Here is a 17,764-nt window from a genome sequence, read left to right as displayed (position 1 = left end):
TATGTGTGGAAAGACTTATCAATTTCGGAAGTGCATCCGGTCAGCACATATCGTTACAGCGCTTACAAAAACGTCCTGTTCATAATCCATGCAATATCATTCCGGTTTCTCAGGCCGATTTTAAATATTGCCCTTTGTCGGTAGTAACACACATTCCTGTAATGTATCTGCATACGCTTTGCAATATCACTTACCGTTTCCCCACCAAGAAGTGCATTTATCACCCGTCGCTCGTTAACACTTAAACGTTGAAATCCATACCCACTATTTATATAGCGCGAAGGCACGGCCAGAATGCGCAGAAAAATATTTTGCAACTGACGGAGATCTTGTAACGGAGAAACCCAGGGGAAAGGGTATCTGATATTACTCCTCTCCCCCTGATGCCCAAATAAAATGCAGGGAGTTACTCTCAGTTCGTGGCGTTCAGAATAAAGGACTGACAGATTCCACAAAAACCACAACGCCTTCACCATTACTGATGACTCATGACAGGTCAGATCCACCACAATGACACGCTTTTTCACGTGAAGGTGGCTGTCAGACAGAATATGCGACACAATCTGCTCCGGTGTTTCCACGGAAATAACCTGAACGGCATGTTTCCCGGTATTTCCCATCAGTTCAAAAAGCCCGAGGCGGGTGTACTGACACTGACTCATCAAAAATATCTGTTTCATCCGTCTTCTGTCAGCTCCGGAGGAGCCTGTTCATTCTGTTTTCTCGATAACATCCACTGACGTAGTTTCTGGAATTTTGTCAGTGGCCTGGGTGGCTGTTTTGCTACAGGGGCAACAGGCTCCGACAGAAAATCCAGTTTTGCTCCTGAACTGGCCGGAATTTTCTGTGGCTCCTGCACATCCAGGATCCGCAGGGCGCGTCTTCGTCCCGTTGTCGGTTCGTTCTGTATGAAGCGCCTGCTGCAGATATGGTTTCGTCCCTCGTGCTCAATGTAATGCAGAATATCTTTTGCTGTTCGCTGGGGAATATGAAATTCCCGGCTGACCAGCTCCACTGTCAGTAACCTGCCGGTTCGCATCCCCCAGAAGGCCACGATGATATACAGTGGCTTAGCCTGTAGATCCTGAACACACTCGGGACAGAAAAAAGGTCTCTTTTTTCGGCTGCGTCTCTCAGGCATACCCGCCACCTGAATATCTCTCCGTCAGAAGTATGAAATACGAAGCACTGACATCCCTCCACTCCAGTAATAACAACAGACATCGGTTACCGTATGTGTTGGGTATCAGTGCCGGGTAACGCGCAATACAGGTGTACGGGAAGAGGATCCGTGGTTGTCAAAATGACCCATTTTGACAATAGTGGGTTAATAACCCAAATTCAGGCGTATTACTGGAGTTATTCACCAATCATCATGAGAATATTAGATTTTTACGCCAGACGCAGAATTCTGAACAATTCAGAAAAATGACGGCTGTCAATGTGACACCTTTACAGAAGGGAAGTGATATGAGGATTTTATTGATTTAAATCAAACATTACTTCATAAATTGTTGTCTGCATGACATGCGTTTTTTTAACATTTGTGGATGCAATACAGGCAGTTTACAGTTTGGGTCAAAAAGTTGCTTTTTCCCCTTTTTTGACCGATTCCATACCCGCTCAAAACGGGCCGAATTTGAAGCCGTATAAATCACCGTATGCCGGATATTCCGGTGTCCCAGATAATCCTGAATCAGCCGCGTATCAATACCATTATCCGCCAGCGCATAACCACAGCCATGCCTGAGCATATGGGGGTGGACAGAGACAGCCAGTCCGGCTTTCCTCCCGGCATCAGCCAGCAGGTCATAGAACCGCTGACGGGTAAGCGGACGCCCCGACCGGGAAATAAAAAGCCAGTCCCCTTCTTCTTCTGCAGCCGGTGATGTCATCGTTTCCCTGGCCCCAAGCCAGCTTCTGAGGCATTTCACCTCTTCTGCCAGTAAAGGATGAACGGTACTGAATCCGTTTTTGAGGCGCCGGACACACAGTTTTCGGGATACAAGTTCAAGGTCAGCAAGCCGCAGTGACAGCAGTTCACTGACCCGAAGCCCGTGGAGAAAAGCCAGGAGTATCATGCAGGTGTCGCGTTCAGGGTGACGGCTGGTCACCACTGCCTGCAGCAGCAAAGAAACTTCATGGTGGGTGAGAAATTTTCGGGTAGACATTCATTGCTCCGGTTTGATGAAGACGCTGATATGTGGATGTTTTCAGATTAAACATATTGAATCGTCATACTGGACAAGTACACTCTGCGCCGACTGGCAGTCATTCCATACTCGCAATATCGAACGAACGCCAGTCTGCCGCAGCAACGTTCTTGCATACGACGTGGCTGCGGCGCCCTGCTTCATATCCCGGAGGTGTGAATGACTGAAATCACATTGTCTTTCGATGTGCCGCACCGCTGGGGTCGTAAATTTACTCACTTTCCATCTCCGGCCATCCCACCGGGTATGCACGGATATCCTCCCGGCGCCGCAACCATACCCGTCCCGGATACGGGTTCAGACATAATGTTCTCCTGTAAATAAACAGGGCCGCCAGTGCCCCGTCAATAACACCCACGCAAAGTCACCTGCTGCCACCTTTGCACAGGAATTATTTAGAGAGGATTGAGAGGCATACCAGGTGAGGTTCCGGGGAATAAGGCTTACCTATAATTCAGGTTAATTATGGTATTTAAACCATAAAGATTAATATTTATAGTGTCACTGTTCCCTGGATGGAACGGCAAGTTGGTTTAATTATCACGGACATTGTCCCGCGGCTTCTAATCCGACAGCCGCGCTCTTTTTTCTCCTCGTTTTCATCGTAGACATTCCCGGACCTTGTCCCACGACCAGAATGACGTTGGTCGTGCCTTTTTTTATCCAGTAAACCAATATTCTAAAAACATGAAACATCTCCTCAAGATGAGTCAATTCTTCTTCTCCCTGCCGCTAATCAAGCAAGGGGTTTTTATTCAACCCGATGCAGCAATCAACAGCAGTGGCCTCTTATCATTAATCCTAATCGACAAAACTGGTTATAAAAACATAAAATTTGATTAATCATGGTTGTAAAATAGTTATAGACTAATACCCAAAAGACATCAGTTAAAAAATAAAATTATGTCGCAATGTGTTTTTAATGATAACCATGTGGAGACCGTGATTATGAAAGAAGATAATTATGCATTCTATATTCCATTTGCAACCGTTGTGTTATTTGCATCCTGTCTGGTATGGGCTCTGTTTTTATAAAGTAAGGGCGCGCGGTTAAAAACGAAACGACAGGTTCCAAAAAAACGCCCCAATTCAACCCCTGCTGACTACTTGATCTTAACTGGAATTTGAACGCCGCTAGCCGTTTTATTGCTGTTGCTTTCAATGAATACCGTTAATTGGAAAATCGCGCCTTATATCCTAACTCTGAAGGTCGATGTTTTACGGCACATCTGTAGAATTTAGTTCGGTACACAGGAGGTATTAAAGCACGCAACAACACGAAAGGATTAGTTTAACAAGTTTATTTAAAACAATGACACTCTTTTGCCGAAATTATTTATGGTGATTCAATAATGTCTTTGACGTTCTCATACTGTTTCAAAAACCCATTAAAAAACCTCACTAACTTCAATGGCCGAACCAGGAGAAGGGAATATTGGTATTATCGCTTAGGTGTTTTATTCTTTATTATACTCCCGCTTGCAGTAGGTTTACTCCTTACGGGGACGGATATAGAACTAGCCCAGTTCATATGGATGGCAGTACACATCTTACTTATTACATCCATTACAGCTAGACGATTACATGACACCGACCGTTCTGGGTGGTGGATTTTACTTGGTTTAATCCCCATCATTGGTGACATTGTGCTATTCATCTTCCTGTGTCAAAAAGGTACTATTGGTGAGAACCGTTTTGGGAAAGATCCTAAATTTGAACACTTAATGTTGCAGATGAACATGAGCCATTAAGTTCAGTCGAATAAATTCTACTATTCCTGGGAAAGCATCCAGCCTGGATCATACAAACAACGATTTCAGGCTGGATGAATGATAAATTGATGCATAACAGCATGAAATACATTGCTAATTTCTGGCTTTACGGTAACTGCAGGGATAACCAGGTTAAAGATCGTGACATGTCTTCGTTCTTCGCCATCTAGTGTTTGGTTTTAAGGAGAAATTCTACTGGGCAACCTATAGATATATTATGTAGATGTACAAGCCAATAAAAAGCAACGGATTTAATCAATTTTATAACCATGTGATTTGCATATGAAATTAAAATATCAGTTTTTTATTATTGCTCTGTCATTAATGTTAGCCGGTTGTGATGAAAGTGACGTAAACAAGAAGTTGCAAAAAAAAGAAAACATTCAATCTGCTGAAATTGTAAAGGCTAAAGAAGAGAAAAGGAAAGCAATGCTTAACCAGATACCTGTGATTAAAATTCCTGATACCGGTCATCTGGTACTTATGAGTAATAAGTCATTACGAGAGTCACGTAATGGTTACTCAACTCAAATTATTGCTGAAAGCTTTACTGACTCAGGGCGGATACTTACCCCCCAGGAGACACTTATATATTAACAAAATATCCGACACAACTTGGAGATATGACGACCTATGTCACCCCGGACCCTAAGGATGGTAAACGGCATCCTGCCGTAATATGGATATCGGGTGGATATGGTGGATTAAGTGACAGTGAGGATTTTTTTTGGAGAGAACATGACAGAGATAATGACCAAAGCGCCAGTGCATTTCGTAAAGCGGGTCTGGTAGTCATGTTGCCAAGTTTCCGTGGCGAGGATAAAAATCCCGGTCGCTATGAAATGTTCTATGGTGAATTAGATGATATTGAAGCAGCTTATGATTGGTTATCGAGGCAGAGCTATGTCGATCCAGAACGTATATACCTTGCAGGCCACAGCACTGGTGGTACACGAGTTCTGCTTGCAAGTGAATATAGTACAAAATTTAGAGGATATTTCAGCCTTGGCGGAATACCAGACCTGAAAGCTCGCGTTGAAGGTGGCGAAATGTCGGTAATAGTTCCTTTTAAACAAACAAAAAAGGAGTTTCAACTACGTTCACCTGCAAGCTACATTAAATCAATCAAAAAGCCCACATGGTATTTCGAAGGAGAAGAAGCTTATTGGCAAGCATTTGACAATATTGAAAAAGTAGCGAAAAAAGAAAAAATCCCGCTTTTCATTTATAAAATTCCAAACGGGGATCATTTCAATATCATTGCACCATTAACAGAAATGATAGCTCAAAAAATACTGGCAGATTCTGGACGTAAAAGTAACATTACTTTTTCTGATAAAGATATTGCTAAGATTTCTCATGAATTGACGGGAAGATAGAACTTTGACGGCTAACATTGTAACGCAAAGAGCCCGCTCCCCCTATTTCGTATAAACTAAATTTTCCGCAGAACTATTGTTATCGCCCCTTTATGGGGCGATTTCCTTTAATCTATTTAAAAATTACCCCATGGGTTTAATCGTTCTTCCCTGAACATCCTCCTTGCGAAGCTGGACGACTATATCCCGGTGCTTATTCAACTCCCGCAGCGCTGCACAAACACGCTCCCACTGCTCAACTTTATTTTTCGCCCGCCGCAGCTCACGATGTCAGATACACGCAATCGTAGATGTGGCGTTACACCGTTGGAGATCCCCCACCCGCAGTAAATCACTGTATCTCGTCGTATAGCGAGGTGAGAGCATGTCTCGTTTCATTGCCCATGGCTGCTGTATCCCTTGTCCGGCAAACCAGAGCGTCCCTTTACCATTTTTAGCATTAAGAGTATCCAGAACCGTCATCAACTTGTCGCTATTATGCCGCGGGACGTTTTCATCAAAAAGATTTAGCTGCGCCACACCGGAACTGAAAAAATCCCCTAACATCACGCCTGCTTTTTGATAATGCCGCCCCTCTCGCCAGATGGCGTCAAGGCAACGCGTCGCCGCACCAATAATATCCCGGCTGTCCTGGGTTGGTGTCAGTAGTTTTACCGACGCGTTGTTACCATAGTAAGGTTCATTATGGGCAAATGGACTGGTTTTAATAAACGTACAAATGAAGCGGCAGAACTGGTGCTCTCCGCGCAACTTCTCCGCTGCACGTGAAGCATAGGTACAAATCGCCTCCCGCATGGCATTGTAATCCGTGAGCCGTTCACCAAACGACCTTGAGCAGATGATTTCCTGCTTTACCGGCGCAAACTCTTCCAGCGCCAGACACGATTCGCCGCGCAATTCCCGTACGGTTCTCTCCAGCACAACGCTGAAATGTTTGCGAATAAAGCGAATATCGGTTTCGGCCAGGTCGCAAACCGTTTTAATGCCCATTGCATCCAGTTTCTTACCGATACGGCGGCCAATGCCCCAGACTTCATCTACCGGAACTGCGGCCATCAGTTTGCGTTGGCGCTCGCTATTCGATAAATCGACCACACTGCCAGTCTGATCCTGCCACTTTTTAGCCGCATAGTTTGCCAACTTAGCCAGTGTTTTGGTCTGGGCAATACCGACACCCACTTTAAGATGAGTTTTCTGCAAAATAGAGTCCCTCATCTCGCGACCAAAATCAGTCAGATCCCTGCAGTTCCTCACCCCCGTCAAGTCACAGAACGCTTCATCAATACTGTATCTTTCTACGCGCGGAGAGAGTTCCTCCAGAATGGACATGACTCTGCTACTCATATCCGCATACAGCTCGTAATTTGAACTAAAGCACGTCACGCCGTAACGTCGAAACAGATCTTTTTGTTTGAAGTACGGAGCCCCCATTTGGATCCCCAGTTTTTTGGCCTCCGCGCTGCAGGCAATAACACAGCCATCGTTATTTGAGAGAACCACAACCGGTTTATCACAGAGATCAGGCCGGAAAACGGTCTCACAGCTGGCGTAAAACGAATTTACATCGCAGAGCGCAAACATCAGCGGAGAGCCTTCACGGCATAGGTAACGACACCGAATACATTCAGTGATTCTTCACGACCGATAACGATCGGTGCATAAGCACTGTTCATTGGAACGAGCTGTACCGTTGGACGAAGCTGCAGCCGCTTAACCGTGAACTCGCCATCGACAGCAGCGATAATAATATCGCCATGTACCGCCGTCAGCGAACTGTCAACAACCAGCAAATCACCATCATCGATCCCCCCCTCAATCATTGAATCCCCCGCTGCTTTCACGAAGTACGTGGCACTGGGATGCTGAATTAGCAATTCATTCAAATCGATGCCCCGCTCGACATAATCCGCAGCAGGGCTGGGAAACCCGCACTGAACAAGGTCACTAAACAAAGGGATTGTATTGATTTCGCGGAGATCCGCTGGCTTGAGAAACAACATAATGACTCATCCAATATTAACTGTATTTATATACAGTAGTTTTATCTGAGCAGTTGTTCAAGAGGCTTTTTGTGGCGCTATTGCTATTCACATGAATTATAACGACTAGTGTCTGCACAAAAGTATCGCGACATGAAACCGGGTATAATAGCGCCATAAAATCATCAAAACGGACACACTATGACTACCGCAGGGAAAAGCAATCCGCTGGCCATTGGCGGCCTGATCGCGCTAACGCTCATCTGGAGCTATAGCTGGATTGCCATGAAACAGGTCACGCACTACATTGGTTCATTCGACTTCACCGCATTACGTTGTTCTTTTGGGGCGTTGTTATTATTTATTGTCCTGATGCTACGCGGACGCGGAATGCGCCCGACCCCGTTCGGTTATACGTTGGCGATAGCCTTGTTACAAACGTGCGGTATGGTGGGGTTATCGCAGTGGGCACTGGTCAGCGGCGGTGCGGGAAAAGTTGCCATTCTGAGTTATACCATGCCCTTCTGGGTGGTCATTATGGCCGCCCTTTTTCTTGGTGAACGCATGCGTCGTTTGCAGTACGTCGCTATTGCGGTGGCAGCGTTTGGATTGATACTGGTATTACAGCCGTGGCAACTGGACTTTTCGTCAATGAAGAGCGCGCTGCTGGCAATTCTCTCGGGCATCAGTTGGGGAGCCAGTGCGGTTGTCGCTAAGCGTATGTATGTTCGTCATCCCAATATCGACCTGTTAGCACTAACCTCGTGGCAGATGCTGTATGCCGCGTTGGTGATGAGCCTGGTAGCCTGGCTGGTCCCACAGCGAACGCCTGACTGGCAGCCTGTCGTATTCTGGGCATTAGGATATAGCGCCGTACTGGCCACAGCGCTGGCCTGGAGCTTATGGCTGTTTGTGTTGCGTAACCTGCCTGCCAGTATCGCCAGCTTAAGCACGCTGGCGGTGCCGGTTTGTGGGGTACTATTTTCCTGGTGGTTGCTCGGCGAAGAACCTGGCGTTGTCGAAGGTAGCGGGATTGTGCTGATTGTTCTGGCGCTGGCCATCATCAGCCTGAAAAAACGAACTGCGCAGGTACAGAGTATCCAAAAATAATCGACCTAAAAACAAACGCCCCGCATAACACGGGGCGATGATAATCAATGTTACGAACGCTTACGCGGCATCATGCGCAGGAGCGTATTATCCTTCCAGAAATAGTGATGTAACAGAGCCGCGGCGGCATGCAGGCCAATGACAAAATAACCCAGGTTTGCCAGCGTTTCGTGCCATGATTTCAACATATCGGCCAGTTCAAAGTTGGCTTCTGCTGCATGTGGCATAACAATGCCGAATGCAACCCACGGATTTCCCCGGTTATACATCATCACCAGGCCAATAATCGGCAGCGCAATAAACAACAGATAGATAACCAGATGCCCCAGATGTGCCATACCCGTCATCATCGGCTTCGGTTTTGGTTCAATCGGTGGTGCCGGATACTTAAGTCTGACCAGCAGACGCGCCACCATCAACGCTAAAATCGTGATACCGCAGGAAACATGCACCATGTTGAACCCGGGACGATAGCTGCGCGGGAAAAATCCGCGAAACTCCATAGCACTGTAGGCCACAATGACCAACAAAAAGACCAGCCAGTGAATGCCAATTTGCAGGCCAGAATACTTATTCCCCATAACACTTCTCGAATAAAAACAATAATGCGTCAACATAACGGGCTTTTGTTAAAAATTCATTAAGTTTTGTTCACTCCTTTTCAGTCAGTTACGTTTAACCGCAAAAACAGCTATTGCTGCGGATGCCTGACTGGACTATGCCTGGTAGGGAAAATATGTCGTACCGTCTCATCCTGACAGGAGAAAACCATGAGTAAAATTGGCATTAACGGTTTTGGTCGTATCGGTCGTCTGGTATTGCGTCGGCTACTGGAAGTCAAAAGCAGCGTGGAGGTTGTCGCTATTAATGACCTTACCTCCCCGAAAATCCTCGCCTATCTGTTAAAACACGATTCAAACTACGGACCATTTCCCTGGAGCGTCGACTTTACCGAGGACGCACTGATTGTCGATGGTAAAAAAATTGCCGTTTACGCCGAAAAAGAGGCCAAAAATATCCCGTGGAAAACCACAGGTGCGGAAATTATCATCGAGTGCACTGGTTTTTATACCTCGACAGAAAAAGCGCAAGCCCACCTGGATGCCGGTGCCCAAAAAGTCCTGATCTCCGCCCCTGCCGGTGACATGAAGACCATCGTCTTTAACGTGAATGACGACACGATGGATGCAAGCGATCGGATTATCTCTGTCGCGTCGTGCACCACTAACTGCCTGGCACCGATGGCAAAAGCGCTGCACGATAACTTTGGTATTCAGCTTGGTACCATGACCACCATCCATGCCTATACCGGGACACAGTCACTTGTTGATGGGCCACGAGGTAAGGATCTGCGCGCCTCACGCGCGGCAGCAGAAAATATCATTCCTCATACCACCGGGGCAGCGAAGGCGATTGGTCTGGTGATCCCGGCACTGAGCGGTAAATTGAAAGGCCATGCCCAGCGCGTGCCGGTTAAGACCGGGTCAGTCACCGAACTGGTTTCTGTTTTGGGCAAAAAAGTCACCGCCGAGGAGATCAATAACGCGTTGAAAAAGGCGACGCTGAATAACGAATCATTCGGCTATACCGATGAGGAGATTGTCTCGTCCGATGTCATTGGCTCACATTTCGGTTCAGTATTTGATGCGACACAAACCGAGATCACCGAAGTGAGCGATCTGCAACTGGTAAAAACCGTGGCCTGGTACGATAACGAGTACGGTTTTGTCACCCAACTGATTCGTACACTGGATAAATTTATCACGCTTTAATGCGTTGAAGGATGCCGGGTAACGACAGTGCTACCCGGCATAAAAATTAAGACTGCAGATAAACCACCTGCGTTTGCAAATACTCGTTCAGACCGTGCTTACCGTCTGCGCCACCGATGCCGGACTTGCGCCAGCCTGCGTGGAAGCCCTGCATTGCCTCGAAGTTTTCGCGGTTAATATACGTTTCGCCAAATTTCAGCCCCTTAATCGCCTTCATCGCCGTGTTCAGGTTTTGCGTGTAAATCGATGAAGTCAGTCCGTAGTCGCTGTCGTTGGCCATCGCAATTGCCTCATCCAGCGAGTCAAACGATACCACCGGTAATACAGGGCCAAATGTTTCTTCGTGCATAATCGCCATTTCCTGACGCACATCCAGCAACAACGTTGGCGGGTAATAATAGCCTTTCCCCTCTATGGCTTTACCGCCCAGCACCACACGGGCTCCCTCCTGCACCGCGCGCGCCACTTTCTGTTCCACACGTGCCAGCGCGGCGGCGTTAATCAGCGGCCCCATCGCGATGTCATTACGTTCCGCCGGATTGCCAAACTGCACGGCTTTCATCGCCTCGCCCAGACGATTAACGAACTGGTCATAAATACCTTTCTGAACGTACACGCGCTCGGCGCAGTTACACACTTGCCCGGTATTAATCACGCGGGAATCGACAACGGCCTTCACGGCCAGTTCGAGATCCGCATCATCCATCACGATAGCCGGGGCTTTACCGCCCAATTCCAGACACACCTTGGTGATATTTTTCGCCGCTGCAGCCATGATTTTCTCACCCGCCACCACGCTGCCGGTCATGCTGACCATCGCCACTTTCGGGTTCCCGGCGAGTTCCTGCCCCACCGTTTCGCCACGCCCGAGCACCAGGTTAAACACCCCACGCGGCAGGCCGATATCATCGACAATTTTGGCGAAGGCGATGGCATTGTTTGGCGTGAACTCACTCGGTTTAATGACAATGGTATTCCCCGTCAGCAGTGCAGGCGCCAGTTTGCGGGCAATCAGGAAAAACGGGAAGTTCCACGGCAGAATGCCCGTCGTTACGCCCAACGCACGCTTAAACAGCAGGATGTTTTCGCCAGGACGATCGCTTTGCAGGATCTCGCCTTCATAACGCCGCGCCCACTCCGCCATATAATCGATGTAGTCGGCGGTAAACGAGACTTCGACATCCGCCAGTTGCTGGATTTTTCCACCTTCTGCCACAATCAGCGCACTGATTTCGCTGGCGCGTTCACGGATCCCGGCGGAAATTTTGCGTAGCCAACTGGCGCGTTCAATGGCAGGTAACGCCTCCCATTCAGGCTGGGCGCGATGTGCGGCGTCGATAGCCTTACGTGCATCCTCGGCGCGGCCATCAGGGATACGGGAAATCACCTCTTCCGTCGCCGGATTGACGACATCAATCCAGGCGTCATCGTGCCAGGTCACAAACTGCCCATCGATATACATAGGATGCTGTACGGGTACTGACATGCGCTTCTCCTGTGATTGATTTGTTTTTAACAAGTAAAACTATTGTTAATTAATATCAATCATGCATAACACATTGCCACTGTGATGGTGGTTCTGTGAGCCGCTTCATAAAAGCGTCAGACAACGTCGTCGTGAAGAGAAAAAACCGGCGGGATGAATGCCCGTTTGCACAAAAAAAACGACAAACGGGCAGCGGAGATTACAGAGAACGGCTATTCAATAAGTCAATCAGCGCGGCGTCGTGTTGCAGATGTAACCACGCCTCCTCAACGGCCTGCGGAATATCCACATGCGCAATAAAATCGCGACCACGGGGCCCATAACCGGTTTCATCATCACGCAGACGCGGAAGCTCACCGGTAATGAGTGACAGGTAGCGATCCACCGACCACAGACCTTCGGCGGTCGGCGCAAAATCCACGCCGTCGCCCTGCTCGGTCAACTCGGGGACAAAACCGGGAAAGCTGAGCCAGCGCGGCGCCTGCAGGTCGTCACGCGTTACACGCTGAAATGTTGCCATTGTACGGCGCTGCATGGTGGGGTCCTGCACCACAATGACGGTCTCCATGGTTTGGGCCGCCTGACGCAGCAACGCACAACTGAACCGGGCGTTTTCCCCACAGTTGGTGGATTGATCCTCCACCCAAATCTTCTCACCGGGAATGTGCCAGAACTGGTGCGCGATATCGGCAAGGATTGCCGCTTCCGCACGTCCGGAGGTACGAATGGTGTTGTAGAGTGGGTGCTGAGCGATGGCGGCATACAAAAAGCTTGTGGAGTGGCCGATACCGCCGCTAATCAGCAAGGGAACCTGTTGTTCTTTCGCTATCCGGCAAGCCGCATCGATGGTCGGGATCACCGCGTTCCCGGCCAGAATCACGCAATCTGCCTGAACCGTGATATTTTCAGCGAAATCATTCTGCGCCAGCCATTGCCCTACGGTGTTAATCGCCGCAAGGGTGGTGGCGGAAAGTGGCGGAAACTGTCTCATGTTCATGACTCCTGATCGTTGTTCTTTACCGGGTGCACATGCCGGATGGCGACTACGCCTTATCCGGCATACGGTCTAACCCGATATCTGCTCCATCGCCTGCAGAATACGTTTATCCGAAATCGGATACGGCGTGCCGAGCTGCTGAGCAAAGTAACTGACGCGCAGCTCTTCTATCATCCAGCGGATCTCTTTGACATCGTCATCTTCACGCCGCGCAGGTGGCAGTTTATTGAACCACTGCTGCCAGGCCTGCTGCACGCTGTCCACTTTCAGCATCTGCGCGCGATCGCGGTGCGGATCGATGGCCAGTTTCTCCAGACGTTTCTCAATCGCCTGCAAATAACGCAGAGTATCGCCCAGACGCTTGAAGCCGTTGCCGGTGACAAATCCACGGTAAACCAGCCCGCCCATTTGCGCTTTGATATCCGAAAGCCCGAGCGCCATGGTCATATCCACGCGTCCTTTCAGGCGTTTATTGATATTGAACACCGCCGTCAGGATCTGTTCGACCTGTTTGGCAATCTCCACCACGGTATCGTTCAGTTCGGCACGCACTTTCTCGTGCAGCGCCGCAAAGCCCTCTTCCGTCCATACCGGACCACCGTTAGCATCGATAAGCCTATCCACACCGCAGGAAATACAGTCGTCAATCAAATCCAACACTTTGCCGTACGGGTTAAAATACAGCCCCAGCTTGGCTTTGTTGGGCAGCTTCTCGTGTAAATATTTGATAGGTGATGGGATATTCAGCAGCAACAGACGGCGTAACCCGCTCCACATGGCCTGCTGTTGCTCCAGCGGGTTATCAAACAGCTTGATGGCCACGCTGTCACGCTCATCCACCAACGCCGGCCACGCTTTGACTTTGTAGTTACCGCGTTTTTGCTCGTAGCTTTCCGGCAGTTGGCCGAAGCTCCAGATATGCAGCCCGCTCTGTTCGATGCCGTCATCTGCCACTGCCGAGAGTGTTTCCTGAACTTTGCCCTTCAGCAGATCTTTCAACGCCTGCAGCGAACGCCCTTCCTGCAGCTTCTTGTTTTTATCGTCCACCACCCGGAAGGTGATTTTCAGGTGATCGGGCACCTGATCCCAGTGCCAGTCTTCGCGGTCAACGGTGACGCCGGTCATCCGGCGCAGCTCGCGTTCCAGCGAGTCCAGCAACGGCAGTTCCAGCGGCGTCACGCGGCCTAAAAACGCTTCCGCATAGTTTGGCGCGGGCACAAAGTTACGCCGAACCGGCTTCGGCAACGATTTAATCAGTGCGATCACCAGTTCACGGCGCAGCCCCGGAATTTGCCATTCAAACCCGGCCTCTTCGACCTGGTTTAACAGCGGCAGCGGAATATGCACGGTTACACCGTCGGCGTCGGCGCCGGGTTCAAACTGGTAGCTTAACCGCAGTTTGAGATTGCCCTGATGCCAGAAGTTCGGGTAATCCAGCTTGCTGATTTTCTCCGCGCCCTCTTTGATGAGCATGCTCTTTTCAAAGTTGAGCAGATCCGGGGTCTCGCGGCTGACCTTCTTCCACCAGCTATCAAAGTGGCGGGCGGAAACCACATCATGGCTGATGCGCTGGTCGTAAAATTCAAACAGCGTTTCATCGTCGACCAGGATATCGCGGCGGCGTGATTTGTGTTCTAACTCTTCCACTTCCGCTCGCAGCTTCAGGTTATCGCGGAAAAACGCGTGGCGCGTCTGCCAGTCACCTTCCACCAGCGCATGGCGGATAAACAGTTCGCGCGACAGCGCAGGATCGATCTGGCTGTAGTTCACCTTACGGGCAGCGACAATTGGCAGGCCATAGACGGTGACTTTTTCTGTCGCCATCACCGCGCCCTGCGCGCGTTCCCAGTGCGGTTCACTGTACGAACGTTTAATCAGATGCTGGGCAACCGGCTCCACCCACTCAGGATCGATACGCGCGGCAATACGTCCCCACAGTCGGCTGGTTTCCACCAGTTCTGCCACCATCGTCCATTTAGGCGGTTTTTTGAATAAACCGGAACCGGGGAAGATCGAGAAACGGGCGTTACGCGCGCCGGTAAATTCCTGCTTATCGGCATCTTTCATCCCGATATGCGACAGTAAACCGGTCAGCAGCGCGACGTGGATCTCCCGATACTCAGCGGGTTCGCTGTTCACCGGAATACCGAGCTCTTTCACGACCTGACGCAGTTGCGTGTAAATATCCTGCCACTCACGCACGCGCAGATAGTTGAGGAAGTCGAGCTTGCACTGACGGCGGAACTGGTTCGACGACAGCGCTTTTTGCTGCTCACCGAGATAATTCCACAGATTCACAAACGCAAGGAAATCGGACTCTTTGTCGTGGAAACGACGGTGTTTTTCGTCAGACGCCTGCTGTTTGTCCATCGGGCGCTCGCGCGGGTCCTGAATGGACAGCGCCGAGGTAATGATCATCGCCTCGCGCACGCAGCCATGTTTCTGCGCTTCCAGCACCATTCGTGCCAGACGCGGATCGACCGGTAGCTGTGATAACTGACGGCCTAACGGGGTTAGCTTATAAGCCGTTTGCTGTTCGTCGGTGGTGATCGCACCCAGTTCTTCCAGCAGGCGCACGCCGTCCTGAATATTGCGCTTATCCGGCGCTTCAACAAACGGGAATGCCGCAATATCCCCCAGACCCAGCGCGGTCATTTGCAAGATAACGGACGCCAGGTTGGTACGCAGAATTTCCGGGTCGGTAAACTCCGGGCGCGACAGGAAGTCGTCTTCGGAATACAGACGAATACAGATCCCTTCCGATACACGTCCGCAGCGACCTTTACGCTGGTTGGCAGAGGCCTGCGACACCGGTTCAATCGGCAGCCGCTGCACTTTGGTGCGGTAGCTGTAGCGGCTGATACGCGCGGTACCAGGGTCAATGACGTATTTGATCCCCGGCACGGTCAGCGAGGTTTCCGCCACGTTAGTCGCCAGCACAATACGCCGCCCGCTGTGCGACTGGAATACGCGATTTTGCTCACTGTTAGAGAGGCGCGCATACAACGGCAGCACTTCGGTGTGGCGTAAATCCAGCTTATTCAGCGCATCGGCGGTGTCGCGAATTTCGCGCTCGCCGCTCATGAAGATCAGAATGTCGCCCTGACTTTCACGTCCCAGTTCATCTACTGCGTCGAAAATGGCCTGCAGCTGGTCGCGCTCGGTGTCGTCCGCATCTTCCACAATGGGGCGATAGCGCACTTCCACCGGGTACGTCCGACCGGACACTTCGATAATCGGCGCGTTATTGAAATGCTTTGAAAAACGCTCCGGATCGATAGTCGCTGAGGTGATGATGATTTTCAGATCCGGGCGACGCGGCAGCAGCTCTTTCAAATAACCGAGCAGAAAGTCGATGTTCAGGCTGCGTTCGTGGGCCTCATCGATGATGATGGTGTCGTACTGCATCAGCATCCGATCCTGCTGGATTTCCGCCAGCAAGATACCGTCCGTCATCAGCTTAACCATGGTGTTATCACTAACATGGTCGCTGAAACGCACTTTATAGCCGATGCAGCCGCCCGGCTCGGTTTGCAACTCTTCGGCGATACGGTTAGCCACGGTACGCGCAGCCAGACGACGCGGTTGGGTATGGCCAATCAGCCCTTTCACCCCGCGGCCCAGTTCCATACAGATTTTTGGTAGCTGTGTGGTTTTACCGGAACCCGTTTCCCCGGCAACAATCACCACCTGATGGTCGCGAATGGCGTCCAGGATGTCCTGTTTTTTCTGACTGACAGGCAGGTTTTCCGGGTAGGTAATTGTCGGTCGGGCGGCTTCACGCAGCACAACCTTACCGGCTGCCTGATCAATCTCTTTCGCCATCTCCTGGTAAATGGCCTGTTGTGCATCAGGATTTTTAACCTTCTTCACGCCGTGCAGGCGACGAGAAAAACGCTGTCTGTCGCGCAGCATCAGCGATTCCAGCTGTTGCTGCAGGATGTTGAAGGTTAATTTTTGTTGTTCTGTCATAGCGTTAGAGGGCAGTGCTCTGCCGGGTTAAATCTCTTGTAGATGATGGGTATAGAGTACCACATCGGCGCTTTTCATGTGTTGTTCAATAATTTCGAACATAGGATTCGATATATTGCGCTATCACTGCGGCAGGATTGTGAATAAAGTGTCAACAAGCAACGGGGCTCATCCCCTTCAAACACATAAAAGGAAACACCCATGAGCAAGGTATTAGTTCTCAAATCCAGTATTCTGGCAGGGTACTCTCAGTCTGGTCAGTTGTCTGATTATTTTGTTGAACAGTGGCGTGAAAAGCACTCTGCTGACGAAATCACCGTCCGTGACCTGGCTGCAAATCCTGTTCCGGTACTGGATGGCGAACTGGTGGGTGCGATGCGCCCGAGCGATACGCCGCTGACGCCGCGTCAACAGGAAGCACTGGCGCTGTCTGATGAGCTGATCGCTGAGCTGAAAGCGCATGATGTGATTGTTATCGCCGCGCCGATGTATAACTTCAACATCCCGACACAGCTGAAAAACTACTTCGACCTGATTGCCCGTGCAGGCGTAACCTTCCGTTATACCGAGAAAGGACCGGAAGGTCTGGTGACCGGCAAACGTGCTATCGTGCTGACCAGCCGTGGTGGTATCCATAAAGATACGCCGACCGACCTGGTGACCCCGTATCTGTCCACCTTCCTGGGCTTTATCGGCATCACCGATGTGAACTTCGTGTTTGCTGAAGGTATTGCTTACGGTCCGGAAGTGGCATCTAAAGCGCAGTCCGATGCAAAAGCGGCAATCGACAGCGTCGTCGCTGCCTGATAACTTTCCCTCTCACCATCCGGTGGGAGGGGTTCCCACCCTCAGTTACTTTTTTGCCCGCGCCTGCTTGCCGTGAATGCGATTAATATCACGCCAGATAGTTGCATAATCCCTGCACTTCGCCAGATTCTCTTCCCAGCAATGACGCAAAAATTGTTCAGGCTCCGCGACATCCCGGCTTAACAGTTTGAATACCCAACGATTCCAGACATACCACTTGAAAAGCCACATGATTTCACCCCAGGACGCTACCGGAGGGGAACTATATCAGTATCAA

At 50.0% G+C, this 17,764-nt stretch carries 16 protein-coding genes and 1 pseudogene; 6 read left to right on the top strand and 11 right to left on the bottom strand.

Annotated elements, in window-relative coordinates:
• Positions 1-62 precede the first annotated feature (62 nt).
• The 3 genes from ACLJXE_RS12250 to ACLJXE_RS12240 form a co-directional block, all read right to left on the bottom strand.
• Positions 63-680 (bottom strand): LuxR C-terminal-related transcriptional regulator, encoded by a 618-nt coding sequence (locus tag ACLJXE_RS12250; protein ID WP_410750978.1) that lies wholly within the window; start codon positions 678-680, stop codon positions 63-65.
• A complete protein-coding gene (locus ACLJXE_RS12245; protein WP_410750977.1) occupies positions 677-1,141 on the bottom strand; it encodes a CaiF/GrlA family transcriptional regulator in 465 nt (154 codons plus the stop codon). Before ACLJXE_RS12245 ends, ACLJXE_RS12250 begins: the two co-directional genes overlap by 4 nt.
• Before the next feature lie 358 nt (positions 1,142-1,499).
• Positions 1,500-2,171 carry a tyrosine-type DNA invertase gene (locus ACLJXE_RS12240; RefSeq protein WP_410750976.1) on the bottom strand — a complete coding sequence of 224 codons (672 nt, stop codon included), beginning with the start codon at positions 2,169-2,171 and terminating at the stop codon, positions 1,500-1,502.
• A 1,394-nt stretch (positions 2,172-3,565) separates the two neighbouring features.
• On the opposite strand from ACLJXE_RS12240, the gene ACLJXE_RS12235 reads away from it, so the two are divergent.
• From ACLJXE_RS12235 to ACLJXE_RS12225, 3 genes are all read left to right on the top strand, one after another.
• Positions 3,566-3,964, top strand: coding sequence for a DUF805 domain-containing protein (locus ACLJXE_RS12235; RefSeq protein ID WP_410750975.1), 399 nt, complete (start codon positions 3,566-3,568; stop codon positions 3,962-3,964).
• A gap of 303 nt (positions 3,965-4,267) precedes the next feature.
• Positions 4,268-4,582 (top strand): hypothetical protein, encoded by a 315-nt coding sequence (locus ACLJXE_RS12230; protein WP_410750974.1) that lies wholly within the window; start codon positions 4,268-4,270, stop codon positions 4,580-4,582.
• A gap of 26 nt (positions 4,583-4,608) precedes the next feature.
• Entirely contained in the window at positions 4,609-5,364 is a 756-nt protein-coding gene (locus ACLJXE_RS12225; protein ID WP_410750973.1) for an alpha/beta hydrolase family protein, read from the top strand.
• Positions 5,365-5,487: 123 nt separating this feature from the next.
• Here the strand turns inward: ACLJXE_RS12225 and ACLJXE_RS12220 are convergent.
• The 3 genes and pseudogenes from ACLJXE_RS12220 to ACLJXE_RS12210 all read right to left on the bottom strand — a co-directional run.
• Positions 5,488-5,634, bottom strand: a pseudogene (locus tag ACLJXE_RS12220) (DUF1627 domain-containing protein); the annotation flags it as partial.
• Entirely contained in the window at positions 5,635-6,945 is a 1,311-nt protein-coding gene (locus ACLJXE_RS12215) for a Y-family DNA polymerase (RefSeq protein ID WP_410750972.1), read from the bottom strand. It abuts the pseudogene before it with no gap.
• On the bottom strand, positions 6,945-7,364 hold the full coding sequence (locus ACLJXE_RS12210) for a translesion error-prone DNA polymerase V autoproteolytic subunit (protein WP_121584685.1): 420 nt from the start codon (positions 7,362-7,364) through the stop codon (positions 6,945-6,947). Before ACLJXE_RS12210 ends, ACLJXE_RS12215 begins: the two co-directional genes overlap by 1 nt.
• 180 nt (positions 7,365-7,544) lie before the next feature.
• On the opposite strand from ACLJXE_RS12210, the gene ACLJXE_RS12205 reads away from it, so the two are divergent.
• Positions 7,545-8,453 carry a DMT family transporter gene (locus ACLJXE_RS12205; protein WP_410750971.1) on the top strand — a complete coding sequence of 303 codons (909 nt, stop codon included), beginning with the start codon at positions 7,545-7,547 and terminating at the stop codon, positions 8,451-8,453.
• A 50-nt stretch (positions 8,454-8,503) separates the two neighbouring features.
• Here the strand turns inward: ACLJXE_RS12205 and cybB are convergent, their stop codons facing one another.
• Entirely contained in the window at positions 8,504-9,034 is a 531-nt protein-coding gene (cybB, locus tag ACLJXE_RS12200) for a cytochrome b561 (protein WP_286628811.1), read from the bottom strand.
• 189 nt (positions 9,035-9,223) lie between these two features.
• Here cybB and gap point away from each other — a divergent pair, with 189 nt between their 5' ends.
• Positions 9,224-10,225 carry a type I glyceraldehyde-3-phosphate dehydrogenase gene (gene gap / locus ACLJXE_RS12195; protein WP_410750970.1) on the top strand — a complete coding sequence of 334 codons (1,002 nt, stop codon included), beginning with the start codon at positions 9,224-9,226 and terminating at the stop codon, positions 10,223-10,225.
• 46 nt (positions 10,226-10,271) lie between these two features.
• On the opposite strand, the gene aldA is transcribed toward gap, so the two are convergent.
• The 3 genes from aldA to hrpA all read right to left on the bottom strand — a co-directional run bounded on the left by aldA (position 10,272) and on the right by hrpA (position 16,680).
• The gene (aldA, locus tag ACLJXE_RS12190) at positions 10,272-11,711 is read right to left on the bottom strand and encodes an aldehyde dehydrogenase (protein ID WP_410750969.1); all 1,440 of its coding nucleotides are present in this window, start codon (positions 11,709-11,711) and stop codon (positions 10,272-10,274) included.
• Between the two features lie 199 nt (positions 11,712-11,910).
• Positions 11,911-12,702 carry a YdcF family protein gene (locus ACLJXE_RS12185; RefSeq protein WP_410750968.1) on the bottom strand — a complete coding sequence of 264 codons (792 nt, stop codon included), beginning with the start codon at positions 12,700-12,702 and terminating at the stop codon, positions 11,911-11,913.
• Between the two features lie 75 nt (positions 12,703-12,777).
• The gene (hrpA, locus tag ACLJXE_RS12180) at positions 12,778-16,680 is read right to left on the bottom strand and encodes an ATP-dependent RNA helicase HrpA (protein WP_410750967.1); all 3,903 of its coding nucleotides are present in this window, start codon (positions 16,678-16,680) and stop codon (positions 12,778-12,780) included.
• A gap of 201 nt (positions 16,681-16,881) precedes the next feature.
• Here hrpA and azoR point away from each other — a divergent pair, with 201 nt between their 5' ends.
• Entirely contained in the window at positions 16,882-17,487 is a 606-nt protein-coding gene (azoR, locus tag ACLJXE_RS12175) for an FMN-dependent NADH-azoreductase (protein ID WP_286628805.1), read from the top strand.
• A gap of 45 nt (positions 17,488-17,532) precedes the next feature.
• Here the strand turns inward: azoR and ACLJXE_RS12170 are convergent, their stop codons facing one another.
• Complete coding sequence (locus tag ACLJXE_RS12170; protein ID WP_286628804.1) at positions 17,533-17,718, bottom strand: hypothetical protein; 186 nt, start codon at positions 17,716-17,718, stop codon at positions 17,533-17,535.
• Between the last annotated feature and the right edge of the window lie 46 nt (positions 17,719-17,764).

Origin of the sequence: Citrobacter sp. U14242 (assembly GCF_046555775.1) — a bacterium.
Lineage (GTDB): Bacteria > Pseudomonadota > Gammaproteobacteria > Enterobacterales > Enterobacteriaceae > Citrobacter.
Note: the sequence above shows the minus strand (reverse complement) of the source record. Positions and strands in the feature narration are given on the sequence as shown.